We start from the raw sequence: 14,715 nt of genomic DNA, 5'->3' as shown, positions 1-14,715 counted from the left end.
CGCCGCAAGTCCCAACTGGTCGAGTGACATCAGCATGGCATGACAGGAGAGCTTACCCCGCATGACGACCGAAATGACCTCCGACAATGCAGCGACTTTGCGCCGCCGAAAGCGCCACCGCCTCTTCCCCATCGAATGGCCCACCCTTTTCCTGCTGATCGGCTGCTACCTGCTCTGGCTTGGGGCCGGGTTCCTTGTCTATGCGGCTGTGCCGATTGTAGGCCTTCTGCTGATGGGCGTGGCGGTGGCGCTGCATTCGTCGCTGCAGCATGAGGTCCTGCATGGGCATCCGACCCGCAGCGCCGTGGCCAATGAAGCGCTGGTCTTCCTGCCGATCGGTCTTTTTTATCCCTATCGCAGTTACAAGCACAGCCATCTGCAGCACCATGCCGACGAGCGCCTGACGGATCCCTATGACGATCCGGAAAGCTATTACCGGGCCATGGGCGACTGGCAGCGCATGCCGTTTCTGCTGAAGCGGCTGCTGGCCTTTAACAATACGTTGATCGGTCGCGTGCTGGTCGGCCCGGCGCTGATGGTGGTCGGCTTCACGGTGAGCGAATGGAAGCGCATTGCCCGCCGCGACGACAAGGTTATCTTCGCCTGGCTGCTGCATGCGGCAGGCCTTCTGCCGGTCGGCCTGATCATCGAGCTTGGCTTCGGCATTCCGCTCTGGCTTTATGCCGTGACCTCGGCCTATCTTGGCGTGGCGCTGATTGCCGTGCGCTCGTTCTGCGAGCACCAATGGGCGGAGCGGGCCGATGGCCGGACCATCATCGTGGAGAAATCGATCCTGGCGCCGCTGTTTCTCTACAACAACCTGCATCTGGTGCATCACAAGCTGCCGACGGCCGCCTGGTATCGTCTGCCGGCCCTCTACAAGGAACGCCGCGACGAATGGCTGGCGCTGAACGATCACTATGTCTTCGCATCCTATCTTGATGTCATCAAGGCCTATGCGTTTCGCGCCAAGGAACCGGTCGTGCATCCGGCGCTTCGTCGCGATGAGGTGGCGATGATCGCGCAGAGCGCCGAGCCGGTCTTCGACCTGGGCGAACCTGCCTTGCTGGCCGAGCCGGCACCATGACGCTGGTCGCCGCCCTGCCGATGTACGACTGGCCGGAACTGCGCGGTGAGACCGATGCGCGCTGGGCTGACATGCGCGACGATTATCATCGGCGGGGCATCGATGCGCCGCAAACCCTTGCCCGGCGCAATGCCGACCTGCCGCCGGTGCCGGGTGGCATCCGTGATGCCTCCGGAGCCGTGATCGCCGCCGATCCGGCCAGCCTGCCTGCCGACGAATTCGATCTGCGCACCTTGTGGCTCCATCCGGACCTGCTGGTGTCGGAAACCTGCTGGGGGCCGATGACGCTGTTTCTCGAACCGCATGTCACGGTGATCGGCCAGAGCCGCTACGACGGCATAACCGGCGGGCAGGGCGAGTTTTATTCCAGCGTGATCGTTGCACGAAAGGCAGACGGCAGCCCGGCGGCGCAGGCCCCGGCCGATGGCGCGGCCGTGCTGCCGCTCGCCGATCTGCGCGGTCGGCGGTTGGCGTTCAACGAGACGCGGTCATTGTCGGGTTATCTGGCGCTGCAGGCGGACCTGAGCGCCATGGGTGCAGGGTTTTCGCTGTTTTCCGAAATGGTCGAGACCGGCAGCCACCGCGCCTCGGTCCTGGCGGTGGCCGATGGATCGGCCGATATCGCGGCCATCGACTGCAAATCCTGGGCGTTGGCGCAGCGTTTCGATGCTGCGGCTGGCGAACTGCAGGTGATTGGCTGGACGGCACGCCGCAAGGGCCTGCCGCTGGTCCAGGCGCGGCGGCTCGATCTGTCTGTCGGCTGATCAGAAGCCCGCCGCCGTCAGAATGTCGTCGACGCTCCTGCCCCCAAGAAAATCCGCCGCGGCTTCGATGTCCTCGCCGAGCGGCCGGTCGTCGGCATAGATTGCGATCTTGCCGCGCAGCGCATCGAACAGCGCGCGGGTGCGCGGTGCCGCCTGATCTTTCAGTCCGCCGATATCATAGCTCTGGCAGGCGGCCAGCAGTTCGATGGCCAGGATGCGGCGCAGATTGGCGAGGATGTCGAGTGCCTTGAGGGCTGCCGGCGTGGCATGGCAGAGCATATCCTCCTGCAGGCCGGAGGTTATGCCGCCGTCGAGGCTTGCCGGTGCAGCCAGCCGCCGGTTCTCACCGACCAGCGACACGGCGGTATATTGGGCGATCATGAAGCCTGAGGCGACGCCGCTGTCTTCTGCCAGAAAGGCCGGCAGGCCGCTCACCAGCGGATTGACCATGCGGTCGATGCGGCGCTCGGACATCGCGCCCAGTTCGGCGATCGCCACGGCCAGCTGATCCATGGCAAGGCCCATCGACGCGCCGACGGCATGGGCCTGCGAATAGACCTCAGGCGCATCGGGGGTGCCCATGACGATCGGATTGTCGGTCACAGAGGCAAGCTCGCGATTAACGACGGTTGCCACGGTCTCGACGCTGTCGTGAACGGCGCCGTGCACATGGGGAATGCTGCGCAGGCTCAAGGCATCCTGCACACGCCGGCCGGCGGATTCGACAAGAATGTCAGAGCCATGCAGCAAGGCGTTCATGCGCTCGGCGACCCGGAGCAGGCCGGGAGCGGTGCGCACCGTCATCGCCTGCGGGGAGATCGCCCTGATCTGGCAGCGCTGCGTCTCGAAGGTCATCGCGGCAATCGCATCGGCCCAGTCGAGCAGCTGCCGTGTCTGCGACAAGGCCAGGCTTGCAAGTCCGGTCACGCAGGGTGTGCCGTTGACCAGGCAGAGCCCCTCCTTGGCCTCCAGCGCCAGCGGCTCGAGCCCGATGCGCGCCAGGGCGTCGCGCGCCCGCAAGCGTTCGCCGCCAATCCTGATATAGCCATGGCCGATCAGCACCAGATGGACATGAGCGATATGGCTGAGATAACCGACCGAGCCCTGCCGCGGTACTTCCGGCGTGCCTCCGGCATCCAGCAGAGCCAGCAGGTGCCGGATGATCACCGGCCGCAGACCTGAATAGCCATGGGCGAAATTGTTGATTGCCGCGACCATTATGGCGCGGGTCTCTGTGATGGAGAGTGGTGCGCCGACGCCGACCGCGTGGCTCATCAGGATATTGCGCGACAGGGCCGCCTGTTGTTCTTGGCTCACCGCGACATCCGAGAGCGCACCGACCCCGGTAGTGATGCCATAACCCCTGATATTACGATCGACGATCGACTGGACGATCGCATGCGCCGCCTCGATCCGCGACCAGGCGGTGGGCGAGAGTTCCATGCTCGCCGTGCCCGTCGCAACCGCGGCGACGTCTGGCCATGAAAGCGGGGCGTCCAGACGGATCGTGGTCATGCGTCAAACCCTTTGTTGTGAAAGCATCGAGGCGGGAGTGGCTCAAGATGTAGCACGCCCGCCCGCCGTTTTTCCATTCCGGGAACGACATCGGATAGAATTTTGCACGGGTTCACAGAGGAACCTGCCACTCGTCTCAATGAAATCTGCTTGTCCTCTTGTGCTAGGGACTCCATGATCGCGCCGGCTGACATAGCGTCGAGGAGGAGGAATGGGTGTGTTCACATTTGCAACGGTGCCGACAATCATTGCCGGACCCGGATCGATTTCTCGCCTCGGCGAGGCAGCCGGCGCAAGGCTCGGCCCCCGCGTCGCGGTGATCTCGGATGAGGGGCTTGTGCGGGCGGGACTCGTGGAACCGGCCCTTGCAGCGCTTCGGGCCGGTGGCGCCGAGGTGTCGCTCTATACCGGCGTGATTGCCGACCCGCCGGAGGCAATCGTCCAGGCGGCGGTGACGCAGGCCAGGACCTTTGGCGCGACGGGCGTACTGGGCATCGGCGGCGGGTCGTCGCTCGATGTCGCCAAGCTGGTGGCCCTGCTCGGTCGAAGCGAGGAGCAGCTGGGCGATATCTATGGCGTGGCCAAGGTTCACGGACAGCGTCTGCCGCTGGTCCTGGTGCCGACCACCGCCGGGACGGGTTCCGAAGTGACGCCGATTTCGATTATCACCACCGGTGACCACGAGAAAAAGGGCGTGGTCTCACCGGTCCTCTTGCCTGATATCGCTTTGCTCGACGCGGAGCTGACGCTGGGCCTGCCGCCGGCCGTCACGGCGGCAACCGGGATCGATGCCATGGTGCATGCCATCGAGGCCTTCACCTCGGCAAGTCAGAACAACAATCCCGTGTCGCGTTCGCTGGCCAAGGAAGCCCTGCGGCTGCTCGGCGCCCATATCGAAACGGCCGTCCTGCGGGGCAGGGACCTCGAGGCGCGACAGGCGATGCTGATCGGCTCTATGCTGGCGGGCCAAGCCTTTGCCAATGCGCCGGTCGCGGCCGTGCACGCGCTCGCCTATCCGATCGGCGGCCGCTATCATGTTCCGCACGGCCTCTCCAACAGCCTCGTCCTGCCTCACGTCCTGCGCTTCAACGCGCCGGCCTGCGGTGAGGCTTATGCCGAACTGGCGCCTTGTCTCTTTCCGCATCTGGAGGACGGCACGCCCGAGCAACGCCTGGCGAGTTTCATCGATGGCCTGTCGGCGCTTCCCGGACGCTTGAACCTGCCGCAACGCCTGCGTGATGTCGGCATCCCCCGGGACAAACTGTCTCTGCTGGCGGACGATGCGATGGAGCAGACGCGCCTGCTCGTCAACAATCCGCGACCGGTCAGCAGGGCCGACGCTCTGGCGATCTACGAGGCCGCCTGGTAGACGCTCGGGTTGGGCCAAAGGGCTCCTCATATCCATCAATTGGCATAGGCAAGGAAGACGGCATGCTGCGCTGGGGACTGCTCGGGACGAGCTTCATTTCGGAAACCATGGCAGCGGCGATTGCCTCCAGCGACGGATCGGTGATCACCGCCGTGTCCGGTCGCGCGCCCGATCGTCTGGCAGACTTTGCCGCGCGCCACGGCATTGCCAAGGCCTATGGCGACCAGGATGCGCTGCTGGCCGACCCGGAGGTCGACGTCGTCTATGTCGGACTGCCCAACACTCTGCATCATGATGCGGTGATCCGCGCGGCGGCGCGCGGCAAGGCGGTGGTGTCGGAAAAATCGCTGACCACGACCCTGGCGGAGGCAGCGGCCCTGGCTGACGCCGTGCGCGCCGGCAATATCTTCTTCATGGAAGGGCTGATGTATCTGAACCATCCGCTGATCAGCGAACTGGGAGCGATCCTGCGCTCCGGACGCCTAGGCCCTCTGCGCGCCGTCAACGGCTTTTATGCCGCTGATATCTGGAAGCTGGTCAATCCGCAGGGCGGCGGAACGCTCTTCAATCTCGGCTGTTATCCGGCATCGCTGTTGCACTATGTGGTGCAGACGGCCTGCGGTCCGCAGGCGTTCCGCCAGAGGACCAGCAGCGGTTTTGGCAATGTCTCGACTCATGACGGCAATATCTGCGACGCGGTGCTGTCGGTGCGCTTTGCCAATGGTGTTCTGGCGACATTGCAGTCGACCGACAGCTACGGAATGGCCCATGGCTTCACCGTGTTTGGTGAGAGCGGCCAGTTGCGGTTCGTCACCAATCCCTGGCTGCCGAACCGCCAGGACAATGTGATCGAGATCCTGGAATATGGCCAGGGGCCACAGGAGATCCGGATATCGTCGGGCTACGACGCCTTCCAGCACCAGGTCTTCGTGGTCGAGCGCTGCCTGCGGGAAGGCCGGGTCGAGGCACCGCGGCCGTCGCCGCGGCTTGCCGACTCGCTGGAGATCATGGAATTGCTAGCCGAATGGCAGGCGCATTGCCTGGCCGGCGCGGGCAGGGCCGCGGCCGGATAATCAGCGGTGATCGCCTTCGCCATTAGCAGGGGATGAGCAGTGCGGTTTGGTGGCGCTGCCATGGCGACAAGCGCCCGCCCGGTCTATGGTTGCGACATGAGTCCAAGGCCGATGCCATCTGCAGACCGTTGTTATGCCCCTCCGGTGGTTCCGGCCTGGGCGGTGCCGCGCGGCGTCATCCTTCGGGCCGACGAGGCGGCGTTCCTCGCCGGTTCCGCCTTGAATTCGCTCGACGGTCTTGTTCGAGCCCAGCCGGATTGGGGCGGCGCCTGGCGCCAGCGGCTGGCGCTGAAGGCCGCGGTTGCGGCAGCGCGTGTGGCCGGGCGCAGCGAGGACGAGCCAGCCCTTCGCGACGTCTGGCTGCTGCGCAGCGCCGGCGACGATCCGGGTCCGGCCGGCAGCATCCTGTCGGCATGGCGTCGGCTCGCCTCGCGCGGGCCACTCGTCGATGCCGGGGCGTTGCAGGAGACGGCCGATCTCTTCGGCATCCGCTGGAGCGACGACCTGGCTGTGTTGCCGGAGCGTTTGGATGATCTCGCCCGATCCGCCACGGGCGCGCCCTTTGCCGCCGCAGACATCGCAGCCGTGGTCCATGACCTCAGGCCGGACGCCGAACTCCTGGGCTGGTGGTGCGCCGATCTTGCCGTGGCGAGGGCCTTGCGCTGGCCGGTTGCAGTGCCGCTGCTGATGGCGCAGCGTCACGCCTCGGCTTTTCGCACCGAGGGCGGCCGCGGACGCATTCGCCCGGGCGAAGAGCAATTTCGACGCGCTGTCTGCCTGGCATTGGCGCAGGCGGCAACGGAGGCCTGTCGGCTGGCGGGCGACATGGCGCGCCGCGCCGACCGTCTGGCCGCCGTCACGCCGAAACTGCGGGCGAAGGGTGCCGGCGAGGCGATCCGGCTGCTGCTGGAGGAGGATGCGGTTTCCGGCTCGCTGCAAACCGCGAAACTGTCGCGCTGGGCTTCGCGCCGGCTGTTCGACCGGCTGGTAGAGTTCGACGCGGTGCGCGAGTTGTCCGGTCGCTCGACATTTCGTCTGTACGGGTTGTAGCCATGGCGCGCCGGGCACAGCAAGCGAAGACCGTGGTCGACACCGAGCTTTCCGATCTGCCGCCGGAACTGCGCTGGCGCGAGTGGATGGCGAGAGTCGAGGCTGTGATCTTCGCCTCGGCGACGCCGGTCAGCCGCGAGACGCTGTCGCGCATCGTTGGACGCGACTGCAATATCGACCTGATCATCGACGACATCGGCGAGGAGCTGCGCTCCCGGCCCTATGAACTCGTGGCGGTCGCCGGCGGCTGGCAGTATCGCACCAGAAGCGCCTATGCCCATGTCATCCGCGCCTCCGGAGCTCCGACGGCGCCGACCGCCAGTATCACCCAGCACGAGGCGACCGTCCTGATGGCGGTGGCCTATATGCAGCCGGTGACCCGGTCGGATCTGACAAAAATCTTCGGCAAGGAGGTCAGCCGCGACTCCATTGCCAGCCTGCGCGACGGCGGCTTTCTGACCTCCGGGCCGCGCAGCCCGACGCCCGGCGCGCCCTATACCTATGTAACGACGCCGCATTTTCTCTCGACCTTCGGCTTCAACACGCTACGGGACCTGCCGGATATCGAGATGCTGGAGGATGCCGGCCTGCTCAGCCGCCAGCAGATGCCAGCCGAGATGGGCGCCGATGTCGAGGATATCGACAGGGATGAGCCGGACGAGGACAGCTAGACGGTATTCTCCGGCCGGATTGTGAGGGCGCCGCAGCATTCCCGTCGCGCGGCTTTGTCAGGCGTCGAGCGTTTCGATCAGCTTCGGCAGGTCGGCGACCGTCTCGATGACATAGGTGGCACCGGCGGCTTTGAGTTTTGCGCCGACGCGGGCATGCAGGGCCTGGCGCTCCGAGGGCGAAAGATCTGCCAGTTGCTCGACCGTCAATCCCGCCTCGTTGCCCGACAGCGTCAGCCCGACGGTGATGCAGCCGGCCGCCACGCCCTCGGCGATGCCGGGCTCGGTATCGTCGACCTTGATCACGGCCGATGCCGGATAGACCATCAGGTCGACGAAGCATTTGTACATGCCGATCGGAGTCGGGCGGCCGAGCGGCAGGTCGTCGGCGCAGATCAGGTTGTCGGCGACATAACCCTGCTCAGCGGCCAGCGGCAGCACGCGCTCCATGATCGAACGGGTATAGCCGGTGGTCGAGCCGATTTTCATGCCCTTGGCGCGCAGATAGGCGACCGCTTCCAGCGCGCCGGGTATCAGCGTGCAATAGTCCGTCACCACCTCCTCGTTAAGCGGCACGAACAGCGCATAGACCTTGTCGATCGCCGCTTCGCCCGGCATCTCGCCCTGGGCTTTCAGCCAGCGTTCGGCAATATGCGGCTCGGCCAGCATGGCGGCGATATGGGCGCGTTTCGGCAGGCCCATCGGCTTGCGGGCATCGGCGATCGTCACCTGGACGCCGAATTTCGCGAAGGTCTCGACAAAGGCCCCCATCGGCGCAAAAGAGCCGAAATCGATCATCGTGCCGGCCCAGTCGAAGACGACGGCCTTGAACTTGCTCATGCGAGCCTCCCATAGAGATCGTTGATGGTTTCCTCGCCGATGCCGAATGCCGTCGAGGCGCCGCAGCCGCTGGTGACGATGACGACGCGCACGGCGTCGGACGGCGTGTCGGTGAGCCGCCAGCGGTCCGGCGCGGAGGCATAGGTGCCGATCCAGCGTTCCGTGATCATGCGGCCCGGCAGGTCCAGCACCCGGTCGAACTCGTCGAGGATCAGCTGATCGACATCCTCATGGGCAAAGGGATCCGGCGTTGCCGCATAATGATGGCTGTCGCCGACCACCAGGGAGCCGTCGGCCGACTGGGTGACGATCAGGTGGATGCCGTTAGCGCGGTGCTCTGCCATTTCGGCATCGAGCCGTGCCTTCAAGGGGGCCGCTTCCGGCAGATCGGCATAACCGAGATAACGGCCGAGGCCGAGATCGGACATCACGGCGCTGCGGAAGGTGACGGGCGAGGCCGGCTTGACGCGCAGCATCTGCAGCTTGCAGCGGGTCAGGCCATAGGCGGCGATCCGCTCGGCAAACAGGCCGGTATAGTCGTCGCCGGGGCAGACGATCACCGTCTCGGCCTCGACCGGACCATTCGACGTCTCGACGTGCGGTGGCGCCACGGCCGTGACGGTCGTCTGCCAGAGGAAGGTCACGCCGTGCTTCTGTTCGAGATATCGGGTCAGCAGCGGAATGGCGGTGCGGGATTCCACACGCAGCTCATGGGGGCTGTGAAGGGCGGCCACGGCGGCATCGGTGCGGATCGCCGGCACGAACTCTTGTGCCTCTGATGCGGTGATCCGCGTGCAGCCTTCGCCCATTTCGGTTTTCAGGAAGGCGTCGATGACATCTTGCGATTCCGGCAGGCGGGCGGCGACGACCAAGCCCCGTTGTAGGACCTCAATTCCCGCTTCGCTCACCGTCTCGGCCCAGACGTCACGGGCCCGCCGCGCCATGGTCCAGCAATCGCCGGCGCCCTGGCCAGTGACCGTGACGAAGCCGAAATTGCGCACCGATGCACCGTTGGCCTGGGCGTCGCGGTCGATGACCACGACGCGCTTGCCGCGTTTGGCGGCGGCAAAGGCATGGGCAAGGCCAACGATGCCGGCACCGACGACGGCCAGATCATAACCTGCCATCAGAGATCCTTGTGCACCTGGAATCCGGCCCAGGACTGGCTGACCGGCATGACTTCCAGGCTGTTGATGTTGATATGCGCCGGCTGGGTCGCCACCCAGTGAATGGTGTTGGCGATGTCTTCGGGCTGCAGGGCATTGGCGCCCTTGTAGAGCTTGTCATAGGCCTCCTGGTTGCCGCCGGTGCGCACCAGCGTGAATTCGCTTTCGCACAGGCCCGGCTCGATCGAGGTGACGCGCACCCCCTTGCCGTGCAGATCGGAGCGCAGGCCAAGCGAGAACTGGCGCAGGAAGGCTTTCGTGCCGCCATAGACATTGCCGCCCGCATACGGCCAGTGGGCCGCCACCGATGACAGGTTGACGATCACGCCGCGCCGGGCAATCAGGCCCTCCAGCAGATGATGGGTCAAGGTAACGAGGCCGGTCACATTGGTGTCGATCATCTGTTTCCAGTCCGACAGCTTGGTCTGGGGGGCGGCGGCGGTGCCGAGCGCCAGTCCGGCATTGTTGACCAGGACATCGATCTGCGAAAACTCAGGTGGCAGGCCGGCAAGAGCGTTCAACATCTCGCCCTCATCGGTGATATCGAAACAGGCCGGCTGGAATTTGACGCCGAGTTCGGCGTTGAGCTTGGCGAGCCGATCCATCCTTCGCCCGGTGCCGATCACCTGCCAGCCATCGGCGATGAACCGGCGGGCGGTGGCTTCGCCGAAGCCCGACGTGGCCCCGGTGATGAAAATCGTTTTGCTCATGGACTGTCCCATTCCTGCTCTGTGCACTCAACACGTTGTTTTTAAGCGTATTGTGACGGCGGACAAGGCTAAAGGGCGAAATCGCCATGGCTGGACCGAACGAATATCGGCCGTGGCTCTAGAGACACACCGGCGGTCGGCGTAGCTGAAAGGCAGTATCTTAGCTGTCGAGGACCCCGTCATGAACCAGATGCCCATCAACATGGACCATCACTGGCTGCCCTTCACCAACAATCGCCTGTTCCGCGAGGAGCCGCAGATGTTTGCCCGCGCGTCGGGTGTCACCTACTGGACGCCGGAGGGCCGGGAGATCATTGACGGTTCGTCGGGCCTGTTCTGCTGTGCGGCCGGCCACGGGCGCCCGGAGATCGCCGATGCGGTCCACAAGCAGTTGATGGAGCTCGACTATACGCCGCATTTCCAGCGCGCCGCGCCGATCTCGTTTGAGCTGGCGAAGCGCCTGTCGGAACTGCTGCCGGAGGGCATCGACCGGGTGTTCTTCGGCTCATCCGGGTCTGAGGCGGTCGATACGGCGATGAAGATCTGCCTTGCCTATCACCGCGCCAAGGGCGAGGGCCAGCGCACCCGCTTCGTGTCGCGCGCCTGGGGTTATCACGGCGTCAATCTCGGCGGCACATCGCTGGCCGGCATGGTCAACAATCGCCGCGATTTTTCCGGCGTCACCTGCGATGTCGTGCACATGCGCCATACCTGGAACGAGGAACAGCGCTTTACCCGCGGCCAGCCGGATGACGGCGCCTCGCTTGCCGACGACCTGGAGGATCTGTGCAAGACCTACGGCGCCGACACCATCGCGGCTGTTTTCGTCGAGCCGATCGCCGGCTCGATCGGCACCATCGTGCCGCCCAAGGGTTATCTGCAGAAACTGCGCCAGATCGCCGACAAATACGGCATCCTGCTGGTGTTCGACGAGGTCATCACCGGCTTCGGCCGCACCGGTTCGGCCTTTGCCAGCCAGGAGTTCGGCGTGACGCCTGACGTCATCACCATGGCCAAGGCGCTGACCAATGGCACCATTCCGATGAGTGCCGTCGCCGTGAAGACCGGTATCCAGACGACGATCATGGACTCGGTCTCGGCCGACCGGCCGGAACTGATGCACGGCTATACCTATTCGGCCCATCCGGTCGCCTGCGCCGCCGCACTCGCCTCGCTCGACATCTACCGCGACCATGATCTGTTCGCCCGCGGCAAGGCGATGTCCGAGACCTTCCTCGACGGGGTCTTCAGCCTTCGCAACCTCGCACAGGTGTCGGATCTGCGCGGCTACGGCATGATGTCCGGTATCCAGCTGGTACCGGGCAAGGCGCCGGGAGAAAAGGGGTCGCTGGTGCAGCGCCTACTGTTCAACGAAGGCCTGCACATCAAGGCGACCGGCGATGCCATCATCTTTGCTCCCGCGCTGATCACCACCGAGGACGATCTCGGCCGGATGATCGATATCCTGCGCAAGGTTCTCGGCCGCAGCGATCTCTGATCGCAGCGCTTCGCCTATCCCTCGATCTCCCGGATCACCTTCGCCAGCAGCGCCAGTCCGGGCTCGATCTTGTCATGGGCGATGGCCGCGAAGCCGAGGCGCAGGCGGTTGCGCGGCGAATCGGGGCGCTGATAGTGAATATCGCCAGCCTCGACCAGCAGCCCCTGCAGGGCGGCCTGACGTTCGACGTCCTTGGCCAGCATGCCTTTCGGCAGGGTCAGCCAGACGGCAGAGCCGCCGGTCGTCATGGTCACGTCGCAGCCGGGCAGCAGTTTGGCGGCGGCGCGCAGGATGGTCTTCCACTTTTCCGCAAGGCTGGTGCGCTGGCGGCGGATATGGGCGTCGAAATGGCCCTCGGCCAGGAAGATCGCCATGGCCCGCTGGTCAAGAGACGAGGTGTGCCGGTACATCAGCCGGCGCAGCGCCCGGAGTTCCGCCACCAGCGGCGTGGCGGCGGCGATGAAGCCGAGCCGCAAGCCCGGAAACAGCGGTTTCGACAGGCTGCCGACATGGATGACCCGGCCGGTCTGGTCAAAGCTCTTCAGGGCGGCGCGCTGCGGCCCGACGAAGTTCAACTCGTGCTCGTAATCGTCCTCGAGAATGAGGAAATCATGTTTTTCCGCGGCTGACAGCAGCGACAGCCGCCGCTCCATCGACATGGTGACATTGGTGGGCGACTGGTGGCCGGGGGTCACATAGACCAGATCAGCACCCGCCAATGCGTCGCTCACCCTCAGGCCATTGCCGTCGATGGCGTGGGGGCGGATCTGCACGCCATGGGCGAGGAAGATGTTGCGGGCATCGACATAGCCCGGATCCTCCATGTCGACCCGCGTGCCGGGGCCGCAGAGCAGGGACGCGGCGAGATAGAGGGCATTCTGCGCGCCGACGGTGATCAGCAATTGATCGGGCTCGGCGCGAAAGCCGCGCTGCGGCAGGATGCGGCGGATGATCTGCTCGACCAGCATGGGATCGTCGGCATCGATCAGGTCGACCATCCAGTCCTTGGAATGCAGCATGGTGCCGGCGACCCGCACGCAATCGCGCCAGCGGCTGAGCGAGGTCTTGTCCGGCGTCGTCTGCCCGTAGATGAACGGATAAGGGAAATCGCGCCAGTTGGCCGGCTTTACGATGTTCTGCTGGCCGGTGAAGGACTGGCGCAGCCGGTGGGTGAAGTCGACCGGGCCGGCAGCGGCCGGAAACAGCTTCTTGGCGCGGTCATCGACCTTGATGTTCAGCTGTTCGCGCACATAGCGCTCGTCGATGAAATAGCCGCGGCGATTGACCGATTTCAGGTAGCCGTCCTCGGCCAGCCGCTCGTAGACCAGCGTCACGGTGTTGCGCGATACCTTGATGCGCTCGGCCATGATGCGGGTGGCGGGCAGCGGCTCGTGAAAGGGCAGGGCGCCCGCCAGGATCGCCTCGATCAACCGTTCCTGGATCTGCTGTTGCAGCCGCTTGGCGGGATCGAGGGGCTCGACGAAAAAGCGCTCTAGCATGAGTTTTCCAATGGTATGCCTGCCCTGCCGCACTCGGACGCGCCGGGTGGATCAAGTCTCTTTTGCAATGTCCTTCCGGGCTTGGACAGATGGCATTTCCCTGGCTCCATAGTTTTCGGTCCGTGGCTCTAAGCCGCTTGGGTGCGGAGCAATACCATTTTTGCAGCGCGGGATAGAAATCACAAGAAAAGAGTGGAACCCCGCGAGGTAACAACGGCACGGTACGGCTGCGCATGGCGGTCGCCCGGTCGAAACAAGGGGAACGGAACATGCAGAAATTCAGCTTCAATGCCTCCATGGGACGGAGAAACTTCCTGAAGAACAGCGCCGCCGTCGGTGCCGGTCTCGCCATGCCGGCGGTGATCAGCTCGCGGGCGCTCGCCTCGTCCGGCGAAATCAACATCATGATGTGGTCGGACTATCTGCCGGAGAGCTTCGTCAAGGGCTTTACCGAGAAGACCGGCATCAAGATCAATTTCACCGGCATCGGCTCGAACGACGAAATCCTCAACAAGATGAAGGCGACCAACGGCGAAGGCTTCGACCTCGTCACGCCGACCGTCAACCGCAATCCGCTCTGGGAAAATCTTGGTCTGCTGCAGCCCTTCGACATGAGCAAGGTCGGCATCGACAAGGTCAACCCGGCCATGGCGCTGGGTGAAAAATACTGGAATTTCGGCGGCAAGGGCACGTTCTGGCTGCCGCATATCTGGGGCACCGAAGGCGTTGCCTGGCGCACCGACACCTTCAAGCCGGCCGGCGAATTCCCGAGCTATTACGACATCTGGGACGATGCCAATGCCGGCAAGACCATGGGCCGCGGGCATTCGATGCTGCTGGGCCTCGGCCTCGGCATGGAACGCCGCGGCGAGATGGATGCAGGCTCCGTCTGGGCGGCCTATCAGGACGAGACCAAGATGAAGGAGGTCTGGACCAAGATCACCGACACGGCGGTGGCCAAGAAGAAGAACATCAAGCTTCTGTGGAACGATGCCGATGCGCAGAAGAATGGTCTGCTCAACGAAGGCGTCATCGTCGGCCAGACCTGGGACGGCCCGCCGATCGCTCTCAAGACCGCCGGCGAACCGGTGATGTACCGAGCGCCCGTCGAAGGCGCGATGGCCTGGGTAGACGGCCTTGCCATGCCGACCGGCGCCAAGAATATCGACCAGATCTACGCCTTCATCGATGCCTGCTACGATGCCAAGCTGGCCGGCGAAGCGATCAAGACCCATGGCTATAATTCGCCGGTCATCGGTGCCGACAAGTTCGGCGGCGAGATCTATGCCAAGAACTTTGCCGATGCCTATCCGGGCGATGCGCTCGCCAAGTTGAATCCCTGGCCGGCCGAAATGCCCTGGTATGTCGACGCGCGCACCGAGTTCGTCAACAAGTTCACCAGCGCCTGAGTTGCACCTCTTCGGTCCCGATCGTAACGCGTTCTGGCTTTGAGCCTCGGGACCGGAACCATTTCAG

Annotated in this window: 13 protein-coding genes; 8 read left to right on the top strand and 5 right to left on the bottom strand. The window is 64.6% G+C overall.

All coding sequences use genetic code 11. The annotated features are described in order from the left end of the window. Positions 1-61 precede the first annotated feature (61 nt). A complete protein-coding gene (locus HFC70_RS20755) occupies positions 62-1,087 on the top strand; it encodes a fatty acid desaturase (protein WP_168475198.1) in 1,026 nt (341 codons plus the stop codon). Next, positions 1,084-1,851 (top strand): phosphate/phosphite/phosphonate ABC transporter substrate-binding protein, encoded by a 768-nt coding sequence (locus tag HFC70_RS20750; RefSeq protein WP_246735887.1) that lies wholly within the window; start codon positions 1,084-1,086, stop codon positions 1,849-1,851. The genes HFC70_RS20755 and HFC70_RS20750 overlap by 4 nt, the downstream gene beginning before the upstream one ends. Here the strand turns inward: HFC70_RS20750 and hutH are convergent, their stop codons facing one another. After that, on the bottom strand, positions 1,852-3,366 hold the full coding sequence (gene hutH, locus HFC70_RS20745; RefSeq protein WP_168475197.1) for a histidine ammonia-lyase: 1,515 nt from the start codon (positions 3,364-3,366) through the stop codon (positions 1,852-1,854). A gap of 211 nt (positions 3,367-3,577) precedes the next feature. Between hutH and HFC70_RS20740 the strand changes: the two genes are divergently transcribed. From HFC70_RS20740 to HFC70_RS20725, 4 genes are all read left to right on the top strand, one after another. Next, entirely contained in the window at positions 3,578-4,735 is a 1,158-nt protein-coding gene (locus HFC70_RS20740; RefSeq protein WP_168475196.1) for an iron-containing alcohol dehydrogenase, read from the top strand. 62 nt (positions 4,736-4,797) lie between these two features. Then, a complete protein-coding gene (locus HFC70_RS20735; protein WP_168475195.1) occupies positions 4,798-5,808 on the top strand; it encodes a Gfo/Idh/MocA family protein in 1,011 nt (336 codons plus the stop codon). Positions 5,809-5,919: 111 nt separating this feature from the next. After that, positions 5,920-6,858 (top strand): DUF1403 family protein, encoded by a 939-nt coding sequence (locus HFC70_RS20730; RefSeq protein WP_168475194.1) that lies wholly within the window; start codon positions 5,920-5,922, stop codon positions 6,856-6,858. Positions 6,859-6,860: 2 nt separating this feature from the next. Next, entirely contained in the window at positions 6,861-7,529 is a 669-nt protein-coding gene (locus HFC70_RS20725) for an SMC-Scp complex subunit ScpB (protein WP_168475193.1), read from the top strand. Between the two features lie 57 nt (positions 7,530-7,586). On the opposite strand, the gene phnX is transcribed toward HFC70_RS20725, so the two are convergent. The 3 genes from phnX to HFC70_RS20710 are packed head-to-tail and all read right to left on the bottom strand — an operon-like array spanning position 7,587 to position 10,242. After that, the gene (gene phnX, locus HFC70_RS20720; protein ID WP_168475192.1) at positions 7,587-8,366 is read right to left on the bottom strand and encodes a phosphonoacetaldehyde hydrolase; all 780 of its coding nucleotides are present in this window, start codon (positions 8,364-8,366) and stop codon (positions 7,587-7,589) included. Then, on the bottom strand, positions 8,363-9,493 hold the full coding sequence (locus tag HFC70_RS20715; protein WP_210259364.1) for a TIGR03364 family FAD-dependent oxidoreductase: 1,131 nt from the start codon (positions 9,491-9,493) through the stop codon (positions 8,363-8,365). The genes phnX and HFC70_RS20715 overlap by 4 nt, the downstream gene beginning before the upstream one ends. Beyond that, positions 9,493-10,242 carry an SDR family NAD(P)-dependent oxidoreductase gene (locus tag HFC70_RS20710; RefSeq protein ID WP_168475191.1) on the bottom strand — a complete coding sequence of 250 codons (750 nt, stop codon included), beginning with the start codon at positions 10,240-10,242 and terminating at the stop codon, positions 9,493-9,495. The genes HFC70_RS20715 and HFC70_RS20710 overlap by 1 nt, the downstream gene beginning before the upstream one ends. A gap of 181 nt (positions 10,243-10,423) precedes the next feature. On the opposite strand from HFC70_RS20710, the gene HFC70_RS20705 reads away from it, so the two are divergent. Next, the gene (locus tag HFC70_RS20705; protein ID WP_210259363.1) at positions 10,424-11,740 is read left to right on the top strand and encodes an aminotransferase class III-fold pyridoxal phosphate-dependent enzyme; all 1,317 of its coding nucleotides are present in this window, start codon (positions 10,424-10,426) and stop codon (positions 11,738-11,740) included. A 14-nt stretch (positions 11,741-11,754) separates the two neighbouring features. On the opposite strand, the gene HFC70_RS20700 is transcribed toward HFC70_RS20705, so the two are convergent. After that, the gene (locus HFC70_RS20700) at positions 11,755-13,239 is read right to left on the bottom strand and encodes a PLP-dependent aminotransferase family protein (RefSeq protein WP_168475190.1); all 1,485 of its coding nucleotides are present in this window, start codon (positions 13,237-13,239) and stop codon (positions 11,755-11,757) included. Between the two features lie 269 nt (positions 13,240-13,508). Here HFC70_RS20700 and HFC70_RS20695 point away from each other — a divergent pair, with 269 nt between their 5' ends. After that, a complete protein-coding gene (locus tag HFC70_RS20695; RefSeq protein ID WP_168475189.1) occupies positions 13,509-14,648 on the top strand; it encodes a substrate-binding domain-containing protein in 1,140 nt (379 codons plus the stop codon). The last annotated feature ends 67 nt before the right edge of the window (positions 14,649-14,715 follow it).

Source organism: Agrobacterium sp. a22-2, assembly GCF_012276985.1.
GTDB lineage: Bacteria > Pseudomonadota > Alphaproteobacteria > Rhizobiales > Rhizobiaceae > Allorhizobium.
Note: the sequence above shows the minus strand (reverse complement) of the source record. Positions and strands in the feature narration are given on the sequence as shown.

Bases quoted from the DNA above. Each gene is read 5' to 3' on its own strand.
- HFC70_RS20730 (WP_168475194.1), top strand. From the start codon at position 5,920: ATGCCATCTGCAGACCGTTGTTATGCCCCTCCGGTGGTTCCGGCCTGG.
- HFC70_RS20740 (WP_168475196.1), top strand. From the start codon at position 3,578: ATGGGTGTGTTCACATTTGCAACGGTGCCGACAATCATTGCCGGACCC.
- HFC70_RS20695 (WP_168475189.1), top strand. From the start codon at position 13,509: ATGCAGAAATTCAGCTTCAATGCCTCCATGGGACGGAGAAACTTCCTG.
- HFC70_RS20705 (WP_210259363.1), top strand. From the start codon at position 10,424: ATGAACCAGATGCCCATCAACATGGACCATCACTGGCTGCCCTTCACC.
- HFC70_RS20700 (WP_168475190.1), bottom strand. From the start codon at position 13,239: ATGCTAGAGCGCTTTTTCGTCGAGCCCCTCGATCCCGCCAAGCGGCTG.
- HFC70_RS20715 (WP_210259364.1), bottom strand. From the start codon at position 9,493: ATGGCAGGTTATGATCTGGCCGTCGTCGGTGCCGGCATCGTTGGCCTT.
- HFC70_RS20710 (WP_168475191.1), bottom strand. From the start codon at position 10,242: ATGAGCAAAACGATTTTCATCACCGGGGCCACGTCGGGCTTCGGCGAA.
- HFC70_RS20750 (WP_246735887.1), top strand. From the start codon at position 1,084: ATGACGCTGGTCGCCGCCCTGCCGATGTACGACTGGCCGGAACTGCGC.
- phnX (WP_168475192.1), bottom strand. From the start codon at position 8,366: ATGAGCAAGTTCAAGGCCGTCGTCTTCGACTGGGCCGGCACGATGATC.
- HFC70_RS20735 (WP_168475195.1), top strand. From the start codon at position 4,798: ATGCTGCGCTGGGGACTGCTCGGGACGAGCTTCATTTCGGAAACCATG.
- HFC70_RS20725 (WP_168475193.1), top strand. From the start codon at position 6,861: ATGGCGCGCCGGGCACAGCAAGCGAAGACCGTGGTCGACACCGAGCTT.
- HFC70_RS20755 (WP_168475198.1), top strand. From the start codon at position 62: ATGACGACCGAAATGACCTCCGACAATGCAGCGACTTTGCGCCGCCGA.
- hutH (WP_168475197.1), bottom strand. From the start codon at position 3,366: ATGACCACGATCCGTCTGGACGCCCCGCTTTCATGGCCAGACGTCGCC.